This is a genomic window from Polaromonas sp. P4_F9, from assembly GCF_056401235.1.
On record NZ_JBFUJT010000017.1, the window covers coordinates 13,252 to 29,907 of the forward strand.

Genomic DNA, 16,656 nt, shown 5'->3' on the forward strand with positions numbered 1-16,656 from the left:
CCTGCGCCGATGGCCCTGCGACCGCACCGCGGTCACAGTAGAGGCATGCTTCAGCGCCATACTTCCGCCATCAAGGTCTTCCTCGCCGAGGACTCCGCCATGATCCGCCAGCGCGTTGCCGTCTTGCTGGGCGCACGCGCCATCACTGTGGTGGGCGAGGCTGGCACGCCTCAGGCGTCGATCGACGGGATTCTTTCCGCGTGGCCCGATGTGGTGGTGCTGGATGTGCAGCTCGATGGCGGTTCAGGCATGCAGGTTCTGCGGGCCGTTCGCCTGGCTGCCCCCGGCATTGCCTTCGTCGTGTTCAGCAACAACTCGGCCCCGGCCTACCGCAAGCGTTATCTCGACGAGGGCGCCTACCGCTTCCTCGACAAGAGCACCGAATTCGACCAGCTCGCGCAGACGGTGGCGTCTGCGTGTGAGGTCGTGTAATGAAACCAACGACCCAGCAGGAGAAATGCATGCCTGGCCTCAACCTTGACACCCCCGCATCCCCGATCCGCTTTGTGCCCCGGCCGCCCCCGACGCGGGCCGGGACCGTCGCGCCCCTGAAAATCCTGTGCGCCAGCTGCCATCTGCGGGACTTGTGCCTGCCCTGCGGAATGACGGGCACCGATATGGCCCGCCTGGACAGTTTGAGGTTCGGGCGACGCAAGGTCAGGCTCGGAGAAGCCCTTTACCGCGCGGGTGATCGTTTCCAGTTCATTTATGCGGTGCGCAGCGGCACGTTCAAGTCCAGCCTCACGCTGGCGGATGGCCGCGAGCAGGTCAGCGCCTTTCACATGGCGGGCGAACTGATGGGCCTGGACGGTGTGGCCCACGGCACGCACGCGAGCAGCGCCACGGCGCTGGAGGACACCGAGGTCTGCGCCATTCCCTATGCCCACCTCACGGAACTGGCGGCGGGCAATGCGGGCACGCAGAACCTGGTCAGCCGCCTGATGAGCCGCGAGATCGTGCGCGAGCACAGCCTGATGATGCTGCTGGGCAGCATGAATGCCGAGGAGCGTCTGGCGGCTTTCCTGCTGAACCTGTCGCAACGGCTGAGAGCCCGCGGCTACTCGGCCAACGAGTTCCACCTCCGGATGTCCCGGGCCGAAATCGGCAGCTACCTGGGCATGAAGCTGGAGACCGTGAGCCGGACCTTTTCGGCTTTCCAGCACAAACGCCTGCTGGAAGTGGACAAGCGCCATATCCGCATCACCGATCCGGACGGCCTGACGCGGTCATTCGAGATGCATGTGCATTGAGTGCTTCGCAGGCCATCGAAGCACGGGCGGTTGATGTGAATCAAAGCGCCGCCGGGGCAGGCCCGCTAAGCTGACACGCTTTGACCCACGACCCTGCTGCGGCCTGATGGGCGGGTGCCTGCCTGACCGTCCACTCATCCCTTTTGCGTCAATGCAGCCGTCGCCGGGCGGACCGGGCGTCTGAACATGGCCGGGATCTCCTGTACGTCCTGCCGTCCTGCTGTCCTGCACTTGTTCCGCATCAACCACAACCTGCCGAAATTTCATGCCTGCTGATCTCACCGAAGCTATCCCGCCCCGAAAAATCATCCGCTCCTGGCTCGCACCCATCGCCACCAAAAACACCGCGTACGCGTTGCTCCTGGTGGTGTCGGACCTTGCCCTGTTCGCGCTGGCCATCTCTGCGACCGTACTGTTGGCCCAGCCTGCGCTGCAGGTGCTGGCGGCCATCCTGACCGGCCTGGTCATCGGGCGTCTTTTCATCCTGGGCCACGATGCCTGCCACCAGAGCCTGACCCCGCACCGCCGGCTCAACCGGTGGCTGGGGCGGCTGGTATTCATGCCGTCCCTCACGCCATACAGCCTCTGGGACGTTGGCCATAACGTGGTCCATCACGGTTACACCAACCTCAAGGACTTCGACTTTGTCTGGCAGCCGTATTCGATCGAAGCCTATCGGCGCATGCCCGCCTGGCGCAAGGTGTGTGAGCGCCTGTATCGAAGCGGCTGGGCGCCATGGCTTTACTACGGCGTTGAAATCTGGTGGAAGCGAATGTACTTCCCGTCGCGGGCGTTGATGCCCACACGCCGCGGCATTTTCACGGCCGACTGTCTGCTGGTCACCGCGGTAGCAGCCGCCTGGATTGCCGCGCTCGCCTATGCGGCATCCGCGACCGGCCAATCGGTCGCGTGGCTGCTCGGCGTCGCGTTGGTGCTGCCGCTTTTTGTCTGGAACGCCTTGATGGGTTTTGTCGTCTATGTCCATCACACGCATGCCAGCGTTGCCTGGTACGAGCAAAAAAACGACTGGTCGGCGGCCAGCCCTTTTGTTTCGACCACGGTGCACCTGACATTCGGTGCAGGCATCGGCTGCGCGCTGCACCACATCATGGAGCACACGGCGCATCACGTCGACATGAGCCTGCCGCTGTATCGCCTCAAGAAAGCGCAGGCGCTGCTCGAGAAAAAACTGCCGGGCCGAATTGTGATTCAGCCGTTTTCATGGGCATGGTATTTCCAGACGGCCCGGCGCTGCAAGCTCTACGATTTTGAGCGGCAATGCTGGACGGACTTTGCCGGAAGGCGAACGAGTTAGGGCCTGGCGCCCACCGCGAAATGCGGCACCTGAACGAGTGCACCCCGCCGCGCAAAAAGCGCGGCGGGGTGCGTGGCTGTCGCACCGCCAATGGGCCTGGGCCCGGGTGCTCAGGGTGCTTGTTTATTGAACAGCAGGATAGGCATGCTCCAGGGCGCTGACCGATACAACGGTACCCGACGACGCTTCGGCCTTGACTTCAGCACGGGTCCTGGTGCTGGCCGTTGTGCCGCTGAAGGCCGGGTCCTGGTAAGTGTTGCCGATGTTCACGCTGTAGCCTTCGCGCTGTGCCTGCAGCAATTCGGCCTGCACGTCAGCACGTGTTTTGGTGCTGACGGCGCTCACCTGGTCCAGCCGGTCCAGCGGATAGGGGTCGCGACCTTCGGCGAAGCTGTTGGCCGAGGCAAGTGCAGCGATGGCAAGAATGGAGGCAGAGACAAGAGTCGATTTCATGATGAATTTCCTTGAGAATGTTTTTGAAATATCCGGTCGGACGGGCTTTCTGCCCGAGGGGCCTTCATCGCTGAGTCGCTGTTTGTGGCTCATCGATGCACTGAACCTTGTTCCGCATCGTCGATAGACAAGTGTGCTTTGGCAGAACATTCCGTTGTCAAAACTGGAACAATGGAAGCGCCATATGCTGGAACTTTTTGACGCGTTAAAAGTTCTGGGTCGCTGCCCCATCAAGCGCAGCTACATTGCAGCCACGTTGATTGCACATGGCGAAATCGGACGATGCCGGACTCTCATTGCAGAAAGGACGTGCCACGCTCTGGCATGTCATATGGGGACTGATGGCCGGTTTTCCATGCCGGCCGCGGCTGCAGGGCGATGGCCTTGCGCTTGCGCGGTCAAGGCTCACTCGTGCCGCGCGTCGATTTTCTTGATCACAGTCCGCGTGGACTTGATCATGAATTCCAGAAACACGCTGGTTCTTGCCGGAATGAATTTGCGGCTGGGCAGTGCCGCATACAGGGTGTTGGTGCCCGTGATCCAGGGCGACAGGATTCGTTTGAGCTCGCCACTGTGGAGGTGGTTGGCCACCATGTGACTCGACTGGCTGATGATGCCGGCGCCATCGACGCAGGCGCGTATCAGCGTGTCGGAGTGGTTGACCAGCATGGCGGGCTCGATCGGCACTTCCAGCTCGCGCCTGTTCTCGTCGGGATTGATGAGGCGCCAGGTGCGGTGCCGGTTGGCCGGGGCCTTGATCCGCAGGCAGCGGTGCCGGGCGAGGTCTTCGGGCTGCTGCGGAATGCCATTGCGGCGCAGGTAGTCGGGTGAGGCGCACAGAATGCCGTCCGACGAGGCAATGGGCCGCGCAATGATGTTGGCGTCGAAGGTATCGGTCGCGCCCAGCAGCGTCAGGTCGTAGTCTTCCACCGGCGGCACGAGCGGCGAGTCGACGTAAATATCGAGCACGACCTTGGGATAGCGCCGCCCGAACTCGGCCACCAGCGGCCCCAGCACATGCACACCGAAGATGGGCGGCGTCAGGATGCGGATCACGCCGGACATCTCCTGGGCATGCGCCTGCGCCGCCGCGTGGGCCTCGTCGATGTCGCTCAGGATGTGGCGCACGCGAGCCAGGTAGGCAACACCTGCATCCGTCAGTGCCATGCGGCGGGTGGTGCGATGCAGCAGCCGCACGCCCAGATGGTCTTCCAGGTCGCTGACCAGCCGGGTCACCACGGCCGACGACATGTCGAATTTGCGCGCTGCGGCGGCAAAGCTGCCGTCGTCCACCACCTGTTGAAACACCCGCATTGATTGAAGACGGTCCATGGAATACCCTTGCTTTTCATTTGATTATTGCTGTTTTAGCAGCAATAAATTGTTAATTTTGCTGTTTTTTGATTTGCATGAACGGAATAAAGTTCGTCCATCGATGAGCCGGAACCCCCTTGCAAGGCGACTCACCGAGGCTGGACAGACGGGATAGATGAGCCCGCCATGCCCGGAAATGTCACTTTAACTTTGAGAGGACTTTCATCATGAAATCGAAATTGATTGCCAGCGCCGTTGTGGCGATTGCTGCCCTGACTTCCGTAGCCGCTTCGGCCCAGACCTTCAATTCCTATCTGTGGGATCAGATGAAAGTGCCTTCGACCCGCACGCGTGCTGAAGTCCAGGCCGAAGTGCTGCAGGGGCAGCATGAAGGGGCCACGGCCAGTTCCAGCGCCAGCGGCGCAACGACCCAGCAAAATCCGGGCGCGTCCAACGGCGACACGTCTGGTACTGCGTCCCAGGGCGCTGCCGTCGTGAAGTCCGTTCAGCAATAAGCGATACCCGCTGATGCAGCGGCAGGCGCCCGCTCCAGGCTGGCGTCCCCGTTGCAACATGCAAAGGCTCCGGCGCCGTAACAGATTCCGGGGCCTTTGTACGTGGTGGGTGCGCAGAGACCGTCCAGGCCCTTGCAGAATTGCCCAGTCACTGCCGTGGACGGCGGGCAGCTACTACAAAACAATAGCGGTTTGCGCCTCTCTTGCTTTAGCCGTCGGGGAGTCGGGGATTGGTTATGAATAACTTGATACACGCTGCAGCGGCCCCCTGTGCGGAGCGCTGCGGCTGTCACTCGGGTGGTGCGCCGGACATCGGTCGGTCGGCGTCCGGGCCCCGGCGCGATGTCTTGCGCGCCTCATAGCGCTTCATCAGCGGCGTGACCGAAATGCCGTGCGCAATCACCGAAGCAATCACCACCGCCAGCGTGATGGAAAGCAGGCGCTGGGCCAGTGCCGTTTCAATGTCGTGGCTGATGGCGTAGAGCAGGTAATACAGCGAGCCGATGCCGCGAATGCCGAACCAGCCCATCAGGCGGCGCTGCGCGCCCTTCACGGGCGTGCCCAGCAGGCCAAGGTACACGGCCAACGGGCGAATCACCAGGAACAGCACCGGGATGAACCACAGCACTTCGCCGTGAAAGCGTACCGTGGCAACCAGCACCCCCACGGTCAGCACCATGGCCACCTCGACAAAGCTTTCCAGCTGGCTGTTGAAGCGCTGCACCTCGTTCATCATGTGGGCGGGAGCTTCGGCACCCGACGCATGCTGTTCTGCCGCGCTCAGCTCGGGCGCAGGTGGGGCGACCGGGGCTTGCGGCAGCTCGTCAATGCGCCGGAGCGCCAGCCCGGCGGCGAACACGGCAAGGAAGCCGTAGGTCTGGCTGACCAGGGCCAGGCCGTAGGTCAGGGCGATCAGCCCCAGGGCAATGAATTCGTCGGAGCCCAGCGCCTCGCGATGGCGCATGCGCAGGTAGAGGATGACGCGGCCGATCAGCGAGCCCATCAGGTAGCCCAGCCCGAGGCCGCCGGCCACCGCCCACAGCACATCAACCGCCCACCAGCGCCAGCCGCCGTCGCCCAGTTCGTGCAGGCCCAGCAGGCCCAGCCCCAGCATGACGAAGGGGAAGGCCGAGCCGTCGTTGAGGCCGCCTTCGCCGGTGAGGCCAAAGCGCAGGCGATCCCGGTCCCCCGCATTGGCCACCTGTACGTCAGACGCCAGCACCGGGTCGGTGGGGGCCAGAATCGCGCCAAGCAGCACGGCCGCGCCCAGCGGCAAGCCGAGGCCCCACACGCCGAGTGCCGTGATCGCGCCCACCGTGGCCACCATCGACACCGTGGCCAGTTGCACTGGGATGCGCCAGCGCTGGTCCGTCAGCGGCAGTTTCAGCTTCATGCCTGCGGTGAACAGCGATATCAGCACGGCCACTTCGGTGAGCCGTTCCAGCAGCGCCACGTTCTTCAGCGCGTCAAGCTTGAGCAGGCCCAGTCCCATCGGCCCGATGGCCACGCCCACCCCGAGGTAGAGCATCGCCGCGCTCAGCGGCAGGCGCGCAATGAAGGAGCCGCTCAGGGTCATCACAATCAGCAAGGCGCCGACGATGATGCAGCCCAGGGTGAAAGCGTCCGGCTCCATCATGGTGGAGCGGACAGGTGGTGCGGCGGTGGTTGCCCTTCAGCGCAAAAGACGGTGCAAGTCATTTGCACAGCTTAAAGCAAACCCGTTCGGTGGGCGCTGGCCGCCGGGACCGTGATTTCATGATGCTTATGGCGGGGAACCTGGTCCGGCCTGATCACTACCTGCCCATTCCCTTTCCGCGAATGATGGCGTCGGACACATCGGCGGGCGCCTCCGTGTAGTGCTTGAACTCCATCGTGTAGGTGGCCCGGCCCTGCGTCAGTGAGCGCAGCGTCGTCGAGTAGCCGAACATTTCGCTCAGCGGTACTTCGGCGCGCACCAGCTTGCCGCCGCCCCCCGCAATGTCTTCCATGCCCTGGATCATGCCGCGGCGCGTTGACAGGTCGCCCATCACATGGCCCATGAAGTCTTCTGGCATTTCGACTTCAACCGCCATCATGGGCTCGAGCAAAATCGGCTTGGCGCGGCGCATCGCCTCCCTGAACGCGATGGCGCCGGCCATGCGGAAGGCGTTTTCATTCGAATCAACATCATGCGACGAGCCGAACACCAGCGTGGCCTTCACGTCAACCACCGGATAGCTGGCCAGCACGCCGGCCGTCAGGGCATCCTGGATGCCCTTGTCCACCGCCGGAATGTATTCGCGCGGCACCACGCCGCCCTTGACGGCATCAACGAACTCATAGCCCTTGCCCGGTGGCTGCGGCTCGACGTTCAGCACGGCATGGCCGTACTGCCCGCGCCCGCCCGACTGCTTGATGAACTTGCCTTCAACGTCCTTGACGGCCTGCTTGATCGTCTCGCGGTAGGCGACCTGGGGTTTGCCGACGGTCGCATCCACGCCGAACTCGCGCTTCATCCGGTCGACCAGAATCTCCAGGTGCAGCTCGCCCATGCCCGAGATGATGGTCTGGCCGGATTCCTCGTCGGTCTGCACCCGGAACGAGGGATCTTCCTGGGCCAGCCGGTGCAGCGCCACCCCCATCTTCTCCTGGTCGGCCTGGGTCTTGGGCTCGACGGCCTGGGAGATCACCGGCTCCGGAAAGACCATGCGCTCCAGCATGATCACCTTGTCCGGGTCGCACAGGGTGTCGCCGGTGGTCACGTCCTTCAGGCCCACCGCCGCCGCGATGTCGCCCGCATGCACTTCCTTGATTTCCTGGCGGACGTTGGCGTGCATCTGCAGCAGCCGCCCGAGCCGCTCCTTGCGCGTCTTGCCCGGGATGTACACCGTGTCGCCCGTCTTGACCACGCCCGAATAGACGCGAAAGAAGATCAGCTGCCCGACAAACGGGTCCGTCATGACCTTGAACGCGAGCGCCGCAAACGGCTCGTTATCGCCGGGGTGGCGCTCGGCGGTCTTGTCGTCTTCGGTGTGGCCGAGGATGGCCGGCACGTCGACCGGTGAGGGCAGGTAGTCGATGATGGCATCGAGCAGCGCCTGCACCCCCTTGTTCTTGAAGGCGCTGCCGCACAGCATCGGGACGATCTCGTTGGCGACGGTGCGCTGGCGGATCCCCTGCCGGATTTCGTCTTCGCTCAGCGCTTCGCCGGCGAGGTACTTTTCCAGCAAGGGCTCGCTGGCTTCGGCGGCGGCCTCGATCATCTTGTCACGCCAGGTCCTGGCGGTGGCGAGCAACTCGTCCGGAATGTCGCGGTATTCGAAATGCAGGCCCTGGCTGATGTCGTCCCAGACGATGGCTTTCATCTTCACCAGATCGACCACGCCCTGGAAGTGATCCTCGGCGCCGATCGGAATCTGCACCGGCACCGCCACGCCTTTCATGCGCTCGCCGATCTGGCGCTGCACGCGGAAAAAGTCGGCACCCACGCGGTCCATCTTGTTGACGAAGGCAATGCGCGGCACCTTGTACTTGTTTGCTTGGCGCCACACGGTTTCCGACTGCGGCTGCACGCCGCCGACGGAGTCGTAGACCATCACCGCGCCGTCGAGCACGCGCATGGAGCGCTCGACCTCGATCGTGAAGTCGACGTGGCCCGGCGTGTCGATGATGTTGATGCGGTGTTCCGGGTAGTTGCCGGCCATGCCTTTCCAGAAGGCAGTCGTTGCGGCGGACGTGATGGTGATGCCTCGCTCCTGCTCCTGCTCCATCCAGTCCATGGTGGCCGTTCCCTCGTGGACCTCGCCGAGCTTGTAGTTCACCCCGGTGTAAAACAGGATGCGCTCGGTCGTGGTGGTTTTCCCGGCGTCAATGTGAGCGCTGATGCCGATGTTGCGGTAGCGTTCAATAGGTGTTTTGCGGGTCATGACGTCTCCTTGCGCACCAGGTTGGGCGGGCACGACCGGCGCTTTGTGCAACAACAGCGTCCGGCGAAGCCCGCCTGATCAGGGTATGCGAAGGAGATGCTAAAAACAATAGCGAATTACCGCAGCGAACGCTGCACGTGCAGTACGTGTGCAATACGTGTGCAGTGTGAGGGGGCTGCTTATGCCGTTTCGGCCAGCGCATCGCCCAGCGCGTTGATCAGCCGGTCGATCTCGGCCTTTTCGCTGATGAAGGGCGGGGCCAGCTGGATGGTGTCGCCGCCGTAGCGCACGTAGAAGCCCTTCTTCCAGCAGTTCATCGCAATCTCGTAGGGACGGCGTGCCGGCTCGCCCGGCAGTGCGGCAATCGTGAAGCCGGCGGCCAGGCCGTAGTTGCGGATGTCGGCCACATGCTTGCTGCCTTTGAGGCTGTGCACGGCGTTCTCGAAATGCGGCGCCAGCGCCTTGACGCGGCCTATCATGTCTTCCTTCTGCAGCACATCGAGCGCGGCCACGCCAGCGGCGCAGGCCACCGGGTGGGCCGAGTAGGTGTAGCCGTGCGGGAACTCGATCATGTACTCCGGGCCGCCCGCGTCCATGAAGGTGTCGTAGATGTCTTTTGTCGCGACCACGGCGCCCAGCGGCTGCGCGCCATTGGTCACCTGCTTGGCGATGTTCATGATGTCGGGCACCACGCCAAAGGCCTCGGCGCCGGTCCAGGCGCCGCAGCGGCCAAAGCCGGTGATGACCTCGTCAAAAATCAGCAGGATGTTGTGCGCCGTGCAGATCTCACGCAGGCGCTGCAAATAGCCCTGCGGCGGAATCACCACGCCGGCCGAACCGGAGAAGGGCTCAACGATCACGGCGGCGATGTTGGACGCGTCGTGCAGCGCGATCACGTCGAGCAGGCGGTCGGCCAGTTCAGCGCCGGTGGGCGGCATGCCGCGGTGAAAGGAGCCGGGCAGCGGCTGGGTGTGCGGCAGATGGTCGGCCTCGACCCCCTGGCCAAACAGCTTGCGGTTGGCCGCGATGCCGCCGACCGAAATGCCGCCGAAGTTGACGCCGTGGTAGCCCTTCTCGCGGCCGATCAGGCGCGTTTTGCCGGCCTGGCCCTTGGCGCGCCAGTAGGCCCGCGCCATCTTGAGCGAGGTGTCGGCCGCCTCGGAGCCCGAGCCGGTGAAGAACACGTAGTCCAGCCCTTCGGGCGTCAGTTCCTTGATCTTGTTGGCCAGCTCGAAGGCCAGCGGGTGGCCGAACTGGAAGGCCGGTGCATAGTCGAGCTTGCCGACCTGGCGGCTCACGGCCTCGGTGATTTCGCGCCGACAGTGGCCCAGGCCCGAGCACCAGAGGCCCGACAGGCCGTCAAAAATCTTGCGTCCCCCGGCATCCGTCAGGTAGGCGCCGCTGGCCTCCACCACCATGTGCGGGTTGGCCTTGAAGCTGCGGTTGGCGGTGTAGGGCATCCAGTGGGCGTCGAGCCAGGCGGCATCCATGCGGGGGTCGGCGGCCGTTGTGGGTTGCTCAAGGTCAGTGAAGCGCATGTGCTTTCTCCGGAGTTTGGGGGGGCAGGAAATGGTGGGGAGCGGCCTCGCGAGAACCCGAGAGCCCGAGAACCCATTTGCGAGGCAATGAGGACATTCTGGAGTGTTCTGTTAACCTCTAAAAGCATGCAATATCAATGTTTACTTGAGGTTTTATGCAAGTGAAGCGCGCCGTGCTGGGGCAGTTGAGCGACATGGACCTGCGGCTGCTGCAGGTGTTCAAGAGCGTGGTCGATTGCGGCGGCATGGCTGCGGCCGAGCTGGAACTCAACATCGGCACGTCCACGGTCAGCCGCCATGTGAAGGACCTGGAGACCCGGCTGGGCCTGGTGCTGTGCCGCCGTGGCCGAGCCGGTTTTGCCCTCACGCCCGAAGGGCAGCGGGTTTATGAAGAGACTTTGCGCTTGCTGGCTTCGGTGGAGGGTTTTCGCAACAGCATTGACGACATCCACTCACGCATGGGGGGCGCGCTGGCGGTTGCGGTGTTCGACAAGACCGCCAGCAATCCGCGGGCCCACATCGGTGAAGCGATTGCCGAATTCACCGAACAGGCGCCAGACGTGCACCTGCAACTGCATGTGGCTTCCATCAACGCCATCGAGCGTGGCGTGATGGATGGCAGCTACCAGGTGGGCATCATTCCGGCCCACCGCACTTCTCACAGTCTGCTGTATGCCGAGCTGTTCAGCGAGACCATGCTGCTGTACTGCGGCGCGCAGCATCCGCTGTTTGGCGCCGACCCGGGGTCTTCGCTGACCTGGGACGGGCTGCAGGCCTACCATTTCGCGGGTCTGGGCTATCACTCGCCCAACATGGCCTTAAGCCACAGCGCAGGCCTGTCGCGCAAGGCCACGGGGTTTGACCAGGAGGCCATTGCCACTCTGATCCTCTCGGGGAAGTTTCTCGGCTTCCTGCCAGACCACTACGCCGAGGGGTTTGAGCGACGCGGCCAGATGCGGGCGGTGCAGCCCGCCGTGTTCCGCTACCCCTGCACTTTTGTCAGCCTGCTCAGGCGCTCTCCCCAGCCGTCGCGCGTGGTACAGGCCTTTCACGATTGCCTGGTGCGGGCGCACGGCAAGACCGGGGCGCCCTGAAGCTGCAGCGAAGGAGGACTACCAGTCCACCACGCTCAGGCCCAGGCTCAATACAGTGCGCTTTCTGTTGAAGTCCAGCAGGCTGTCGCCGTAGCCGCTGAACAACTGCACGTGGTAGCGCAGGCCGGTGTAGCTGGATGAGGAGGCGGGCCCCACCATCCAGTCCAGTCGGGCCGAGCCGTGGGCCTCCTTGCGCAGCGAATGCCGCATCGTGAGGCCCAGGCTGTGGGCCTTGTTGATCTGCCAGGCGCCGGTCAGTTCTGCGCGGCCCACGTAGTTTTCGATGCCGGGGTTGTCGTCATTGCCGGACGACTCGCGCAGCCGGTCCCAGACCCGGCCCTGCAGTGTCAGGCTGGAGTCGCCGGCCAGTGTTTTCTCGGCCGCACCCATCAGGTAGACGCGGTTCCAGCTGCGTGACAGCGGCAGCGACTGCCCGTTGGACTGGTGCACCAGCCCCAGCCCGGAGAGCCGGTAGTTCCAGCCACCGGCCAGCGGAATCTGGTGCGGGTAGATATAGATCAGCTCGGGTTCATGGTCGGTATTGCGAAACGGGCGTGACAGTCCGCCGTTGAACAGCTGCCAGTAACTTTGCTGGGTGTAGCCAAACCACAGCGAGTCGTGGTCGTCCTGGTCCGCAGGGCCGCTTTTGAGCAGGCCCTTGGCGATCTTGGTGCGGACCGACAGCTGGATTTTGTTCTCGGTGCGGCCATAGGCCTGCGCCGTCAGGGCCGTGTGGCCGGCGGCCGTCGATGACGGCTGGGTGTTCACGCTGTCGGAGGCCGAGACGGCCAGCGAGGTGGGCCGGTAGCCGCGCAGGGAAAAGGTATCGCAGTCGGTGCCGCGCTGCAGTTCCCAGAACCTGGAGAGCACGCCGTACTGGTCGTTTTTGCAGCCGAGCGGTTTGCCGTCCGGTGCATCGCTGTTCATGGCGGGCAGCACCAGCACCGGCGTGGCCGGCTGGCCCGTCTCCGGATTGGCCGGCGCCGTGATCWGGGTGGGGGCCGGTTTGCCGGCCCCCGCCGCCCCGTTTGCGGCTGGCGCCGCAGCGGGCGACTGCGAATCCGCCCATTGCTGAAAACATGTCAGCTGCGCCGCGGGATCGTTTTTCAGGGCCTGGCAAGCCTGCCAGCCCTCGCTGGACGGACGCTGGAGCGGCACACCGGCCGCCGGCACAGCCTGGGCCTGCGCCGCGCCGGTCAGCAGGCCGGCGAGCATAAGGGCGCAGGGCAGGCGGCGGGCCGGAGTGAATCGTTGGAGAAGCAGGGGGAGGGACATGGCGTCAGTCATCACGGCGGGTGAAATCCTCAAGGTAATCGGGTCAGGGTGAAGGGCACGTCGGGCGCGTTGGCCGGTGCGCTGCTGCTGGTGTCTTTCCAGGTGCCCCGGAACATCCGGCCGCAGGAGCCTTCTACCGCTTCACCATTCCAGGTGCCGGTGATGCTGATGTTGTCGGACGACTCATCCAGCAGCAGCAGGCCGTCCTCCAGGTCGCCTGCCAGCGCGGCTTTCGCGGCATGGCCGCCAGCCTTCGGGGCGTCCTTGGTTCCGCGCAGTTCACGGCTGACGGTGCCGGCCAGGCTTTCCGTGAACTCCGCATGCCGCTCCAGCCGCATGGTGGCGCGGGCCGGCAAGCCCGCGGGTGGGGTGGTAAAGCGCACGGCCCACAGGCCATGCAGCTGCTCGGCCTTCAGGGCTTGGGCGGGCGGGCATGCAGCTTTCGTTGTGTTTTGGGCGCTGACCCCGGAAAAATGGGTGCAGGCAGCGATGAACAAGAGCGTGAGTCGAAGCATCTTTGACGTCATGACTGGGTAAATGTCCTGGTTAGATCGCTCTGGCGCTGGTACGGCAACCAGGGCGTAGCGGAACACAATGAAAGTGATGGATTCATGCCCACGGCTGGCGCCAGGCCGCAGCGAAGGCTGCATGCCGGCGGCACCGGCCGCGCAAATGGACGAAGGGTCGCGGTTGGAATAAGGATTTAAGTTGTCAGGGCGCGAAGTCGGTTTAGGTTTAAAAACAACGCGCAGTGGGTTGAACTTGTGCACTATTTCACGAGCAAGAGCGTCAAGAGCAAGCGCGGGCGTGGCGGCAACGCGGTATGCAGGTTAACCCGAGGGAGTGCAAGAATTTGTAACCTGATAATCGCCGGATGTTCCTATTATCCGAAAGAATTTCATGACCATTCGTAAGTGTCTGTGTGCGCTGGCTCTCGGGCTGGGTACGGTGGCCGGGTCGGCTTGGGCCCAGGGTGGTCCGCTGCTGTTCGCGGTGAACGAAGGCGTGACCTACCGCGTCAACCCCGTCGCCACCGTCGAGCGTTTTCGGGAAATTTCGGAAGACCTGAGCAAGCTGCTCAAGCGGCCGGTCAAGGTTCAGCCCGTCACCGACTACAAAGAGCTGGCGGCAGGGCTGGCCGAGCAGCGCTACGACCTGGCCTATGTGCATCCGGCGCACCACTCCATCCGCGCCATGACCAGCGGCGGCTACCATCTCGTGGCGCTGACCAAGGGCTTCACCGAGTACAAGGCGTCGTTCATGGTGCGCGGCGACTCGACGCTGAAAACCCTGGCCGACCTGAAGGCGGGCAAAATCGGCGCGCCCGACGAAGACTCCATCACCTCGGTGATCATGCGCGCCACCCTGCGTGACGCACTGGGGGCGCAGCCGCTGCCCGCCACCTATGTCAAGCTGCAGGAAGCCGTCCCCTTCATGATTGAAAACAACTTTGTGGCGGCTGGCGTCAGCGCATCGCGCGCCGTGGTGAAAAACTGGCAGGACAAGGGCGGCAAGGTGCTGGCCAGCAGCAAGCCGGTCCCCATCAAGCACATGATTGCCAGTAGCAAGCTGTCTGAAGCGCAGCGCGCCCAGCTCACCAGCTACTTCGTGGAACTGGACCAAAATTCCGACGGCAAAAAGCGTCTGGACGCACTCAATGTCCCGGGCTTTCTGGTATCCGACGAGGCCGCACTGATCGGCCTGGGCAAGTGGCTGAGCATTTGACGGCACGGGCCTGAGTCGCGCATCCGAAGGGGGCGCAGTCGCGGCCCTCTAGCGCAGTTCCGAGGCCGCCGCGGCGGCCAGTCCATCGGCTGATTTTTTGGCAAACTCGGCCCGCAGGGCCTTGAGTTTTTCGCGCGGGTCTTCTTTCACCGTGGTCTTGTCCAGCGCCATCTCGGCAATAAACCGGCTCGGGATGCCGGCGATGGTGTCACGGTTCTTCTTGCGCCGGCGCAGCCAGTTGACCGCCAGCGTACGCTGGGCGCGGGTGATGCCCACATACATCAGGCGACGTTCTTCCTGCAGGCGCAACGCAATGTTGTCGGTGTTGCTGCCGTCGTCTTCTTCGAGCTTGAAGGGCAACAGGCCTTCGTTGCAGCCGGCCAGCATCACATGCGGCCACTCCAGGCCCTTGGAGGCGTGCAGGGTGGACAGTGTCACCACATTCTGGTCACCTTCGCGCTCGCTGATGGTGGACAGCAGCGCAATCGTCTGCACCACTTCAAGCATGGTTTTGGTTTCTTTGGCCGTGGTCACGCCCGCCGCATCGTCAATCTGCCCGCCACAGCGCTGCGCCATCCAGTCGCAAAAATCCATCACATTGCTCCAGCGCGCGGCCGCGACCTTTTCGCTGTCTTCGCCGTCGTAGAGGTGTTTTTCGTAGTCGATTTCCTTGAGCCAGTCGTTCAGAAACGTGCGCGCATCTTCCGCGCCCACGGTGCGCCTGGCCCGGTATTCCAGTTCGTTCAGGTAGCGGCCGAATTCCTGCAGCGAACCGACCGCCTTGGCCGGCAGCACCGAGCTCAATGAGTTGCTGAACAGCGCCTCAAACAGGCTGAGCTTGTACTGGTCGGCAAAGGTGCCCAGGGCGCCCAGTGTGGTGTGGCCGATGCCGCGCTTGGGCGTGGTCACCGAGCGCATGAAGGCCGGGTTGTTGTCGTTGTTGACCAGCAGGACCATCCAGCTGCACAGGTCCTTGATCTCGGCGCGGTCAAAAAAGCTTTGCCCGCCCGACACCTTGTACGGAATCTGCGCTTTGCGAAAGGCTTTTTCCAACGGCTTGGCCTGGTGGTTGGCGCGGTAGAGCACGCAGAAGTCTTTCCACTCCTTGTACTGCGCGCCCGAGGCCTGCAGGGTGCCTTCGGCGCGCAGGCTCTGGATGCGGGCCACCACGCGGTCGGCCTCGTGCTCCTCGCTGTCGCAGTCCACCACGCGCACCGGCTCGCCCTCGCCGAGTTCCGAGAACAGGGTCTTCGGAAACAGCTTGGGATTGGGGCCGATCACGTTGTTGGCGGCGCGCAGGATGGCGCTGGTCGAGCGGTAGTTCTGCTCCAGCTTCACCACCTTGAGGCTGGGGTAGTCCTGCGGCAGTTTCTTCAGGTTGTCCAGCGTGGCGCCGCGCCAGCCGTAGATCGACTGGTCGTCATCGCCCACCGCCGTGAAGCGGCCGCGCGTGCCCACCAGCAGTTTGAGCACTTCATATTGCGTGGCATTGGTGTCCTGGTATTCGTCGACCAGCACATGGCCCAGCGACTGCTGCCATTTGCTCCGCACCGCTTCGTGCTCCCGCAGCAGCTTGAGCGGCAGGCCGATCAGGTCGTCAAAGTCCACGCTCTGGTAAGCCGTCAGGCGCTCTTCGTAGTGCGCCATGACGCGCGCCACCAGGCGCTCTTCGTCGTTGCTGGCCTGGGCTGCGGCCTGGGCGGCATTGAGCCCCTGGCCTTTCCAGGCGCTGATGGTCCACTGCCACTGGCGCGCCGTTGCCACGTCGGTGCTGCCGCCGGCGTCTTTCAAAATGCTGGTCACGTCATCGCTGTCCAGGATAGAGAACTGCTGCTTCAAGCCCAGCGCCTGGCCGTCCTGCCGCAGCATGCGCACGCCCAGCGCGTGAAAGGTGCAGATCAGCACGCCCTTGGCCTGTCTGCCGATCAGGCTTTTGGCGCGTTCGCGCATCTCGGCGGCCGCCTTGTTGGTGAAGGTGATGGCGGCAATCTGTTCGGCCTTCAGCCCGGACTGGATCAGCCGGCCGATCTTGTGCGTGATCACCCGCGTCTTGCCCGAGCCGGCACCGGCCAGCACCAGGCAGGGGCCGTGCAGGTAGTTGACGGCTTCCTGCTGGGCGAGGTTGAGCCCGGTACTGGCGGGAAAAGCGCCGGACGGCGCGACGGGGGAAGCAGGGGAGGGAGACGACATGCAGGCAGGATGCGTGGAGAAAGTGGAAAGTGGAGGGCAGCGTGGGTGAGTGTGAAGAAATCGGAAATCAGACCAGGGCAGA

At 63.8% G+C, this 16,656-nt stretch carries 14 protein-coding genes; 6 read left to right on the top strand and 8 right to left on the bottom strand.

The genetic code is table 11. The features are described from left to right. Positions 1–45: 45 nt before the first annotated feature. The 3 genes from AC1DUB_RS15825 (at position 46) to AC1DUB_RS15835 (ending at position 2,565) form a co-directional block, all read left to right on the top strand. Positions 46–432, top strand: coding sequence for a response regulator (locus tag AC1DUB_RS15825; RefSeq protein ID WP_477730307.1), 387 nt, complete (start codon positions 46–48; stop codon positions 430–432). Positions 433–461: 29 nt separating this feature from the next. After that, positions 462–1,250, top strand: a complete 789-nt coding sequence (locus tag AC1DUB_RS15830; protein WP_477730308.1) for a helix-turn-helix domain-containing protein — start codon at positions 462–464, stop codon at positions 1,248–1,250. Between the two features lie 265 nt (positions 1,251–1,515). Beyond that, the gene (locus tag AC1DUB_RS15835) at positions 1,516–2,565 is read left to right on the top strand and encodes a fatty acid desaturase (protein ID WP_477730309.1); all 1,050 of its coding nucleotides are present in this window, start codon (positions 1,516–1,518) and stop codon (positions 2,563–2,565) included. 123 nt (positions 2,566–2,688) lie between these two features. Here the strand turns inward: AC1DUB_RS15835 and AC1DUB_RS15840 are convergent, their stop codons facing one another. Beyond that, positions 2,689–3,018 carry a DUF4148 domain-containing protein gene (locus AC1DUB_RS15840; RefSeq protein WP_477730310.1) on the bottom strand — a complete coding sequence of 110 codons (330 nt, stop codon included), beginning with the start codon at positions 3,016–3,018 and terminating at the stop codon, positions 2,689–2,691. 405 nt (positions 3,019–3,423) lie between these two features. Next, positions 3,424–4,350 carry a LysR family transcriptional regulator gene (locus AC1DUB_RS15845; RefSeq protein WP_477730311.1) on the bottom strand — a complete coding sequence of 309 codons (927 nt, stop codon included), beginning with the start codon at positions 4,348–4,350 and terminating at the stop codon, positions 3,424–3,426. Between the two features lie 209 nt (positions 4,351–4,559). On the opposite strand from AC1DUB_RS15845, the gene AC1DUB_RS15850 reads away from it, so the two are divergent. Further along, the gene (locus tag AC1DUB_RS15850; protein ID WP_477730312.1) at positions 4,560–4,847 is read left to right on the top strand and encodes a DUF4148 domain-containing protein; all 288 of its coding nucleotides are present in this window, start codon (positions 4,560–4,562) and stop codon (positions 4,845–4,847) included. Positions 4,848–5,136: 289 nt separating this feature from the next. On the opposite strand, the gene AC1DUB_RS15855 is transcribed toward AC1DUB_RS15850, so the two are convergent. From AC1DUB_RS15855 to aptA, 3 genes are all read right to left on the bottom strand, one after another. Beyond that, complete coding sequence (locus AC1DUB_RS15855) at positions 5,137–6,483, bottom strand: cation:proton antiporter (RefSeq protein WP_477730313.1); 1,347 nt, start codon at positions 6,481–6,483, stop codon at positions 5,137–5,139. A gap of 157 nt (positions 6,484–6,640) precedes the next feature. Then, positions 6,641–8,752 (bottom strand): elongation factor G, encoded by a 2,112-nt coding sequence (gene fusA / locus AC1DUB_RS15860; protein ID WP_477730314.1) that lies wholly within the window; start codon positions 8,750–8,752, stop codon positions 6,641–6,643. 179 nt (positions 8,753–8,931) lie between these two features. Beyond that, a complete protein-coding gene (aptA, locus tag AC1DUB_RS15865) occupies positions 8,932–10,290 on the bottom strand; it encodes an omega-aminotransferase AptA (protein WP_477730315.1) in 1,359 nt (452 codons plus the stop codon). A 155-nt stretch (positions 10,291–10,445) separates the two neighbouring features. Between aptA and AC1DUB_RS15870 the strand changes: the two genes are divergently transcribed. Further along, positions 10,446–11,384 (top strand): LysR family transcriptional regulator, encoded by a 939-nt coding sequence (locus tag AC1DUB_RS15870; protein ID WP_477730316.1) that lies wholly within the window; start codon positions 10,446–10,448, stop codon positions 11,382–11,384. Between the two features lie 18 nt (positions 11,385–11,402). Here the strand turns inward: AC1DUB_RS15870 and AC1DUB_RS15875 are convergent, their stop codons facing one another. Then, on the bottom strand, positions 11,403–12,659 hold the full coding sequence (locus tag AC1DUB_RS15875) for a phospholipase A (RefSeq protein WP_477730317.1): 1,257 nt from the start codon (positions 12,657–12,659) through the stop codon (positions 11,403–11,405). A 29-nt stretch (positions 12,660–12,688) separates the two neighbouring features. Then, a complete protein-coding gene (locus AC1DUB_RS15880) occupies positions 12,689–13,186 on the bottom strand; it encodes a hypothetical protein (protein WP_477730318.1) in 498 nt (165 codons plus the stop codon). A gap of 373 nt (positions 13,187–13,559) precedes the next feature. Here AC1DUB_RS15880 and AC1DUB_RS15885 point away from each other — a divergent pair, with 373 nt between their 5' ends. Then, positions 13,560–14,384 carry a phosphate/phosphite/phosphonate ABC transporter substrate-binding protein gene (locus AC1DUB_RS15885; RefSeq protein WP_477730319.1) on the top strand — a complete coding sequence of 275 codons (825 nt, stop codon included), beginning with the start codon at positions 13,560–13,562 and terminating at the stop codon, positions 14,382–14,384. A gap of 48 nt (positions 14,385–14,432) precedes the next feature. Here the strand turns inward: AC1DUB_RS15885 and AC1DUB_RS15890 are convergent, their stop codons facing one another. After that, on the bottom strand, positions 14,433–16,574 hold the full coding sequence (locus AC1DUB_RS15890) for a UvrD-helicase domain-containing protein (RefSeq protein WP_477730320.1): 2,142 nt from the start codon (positions 16,572–16,574) through the stop codon (positions 14,433–14,435). Positions 16,575–16,656: the final 82 nt, after the last annotated feature.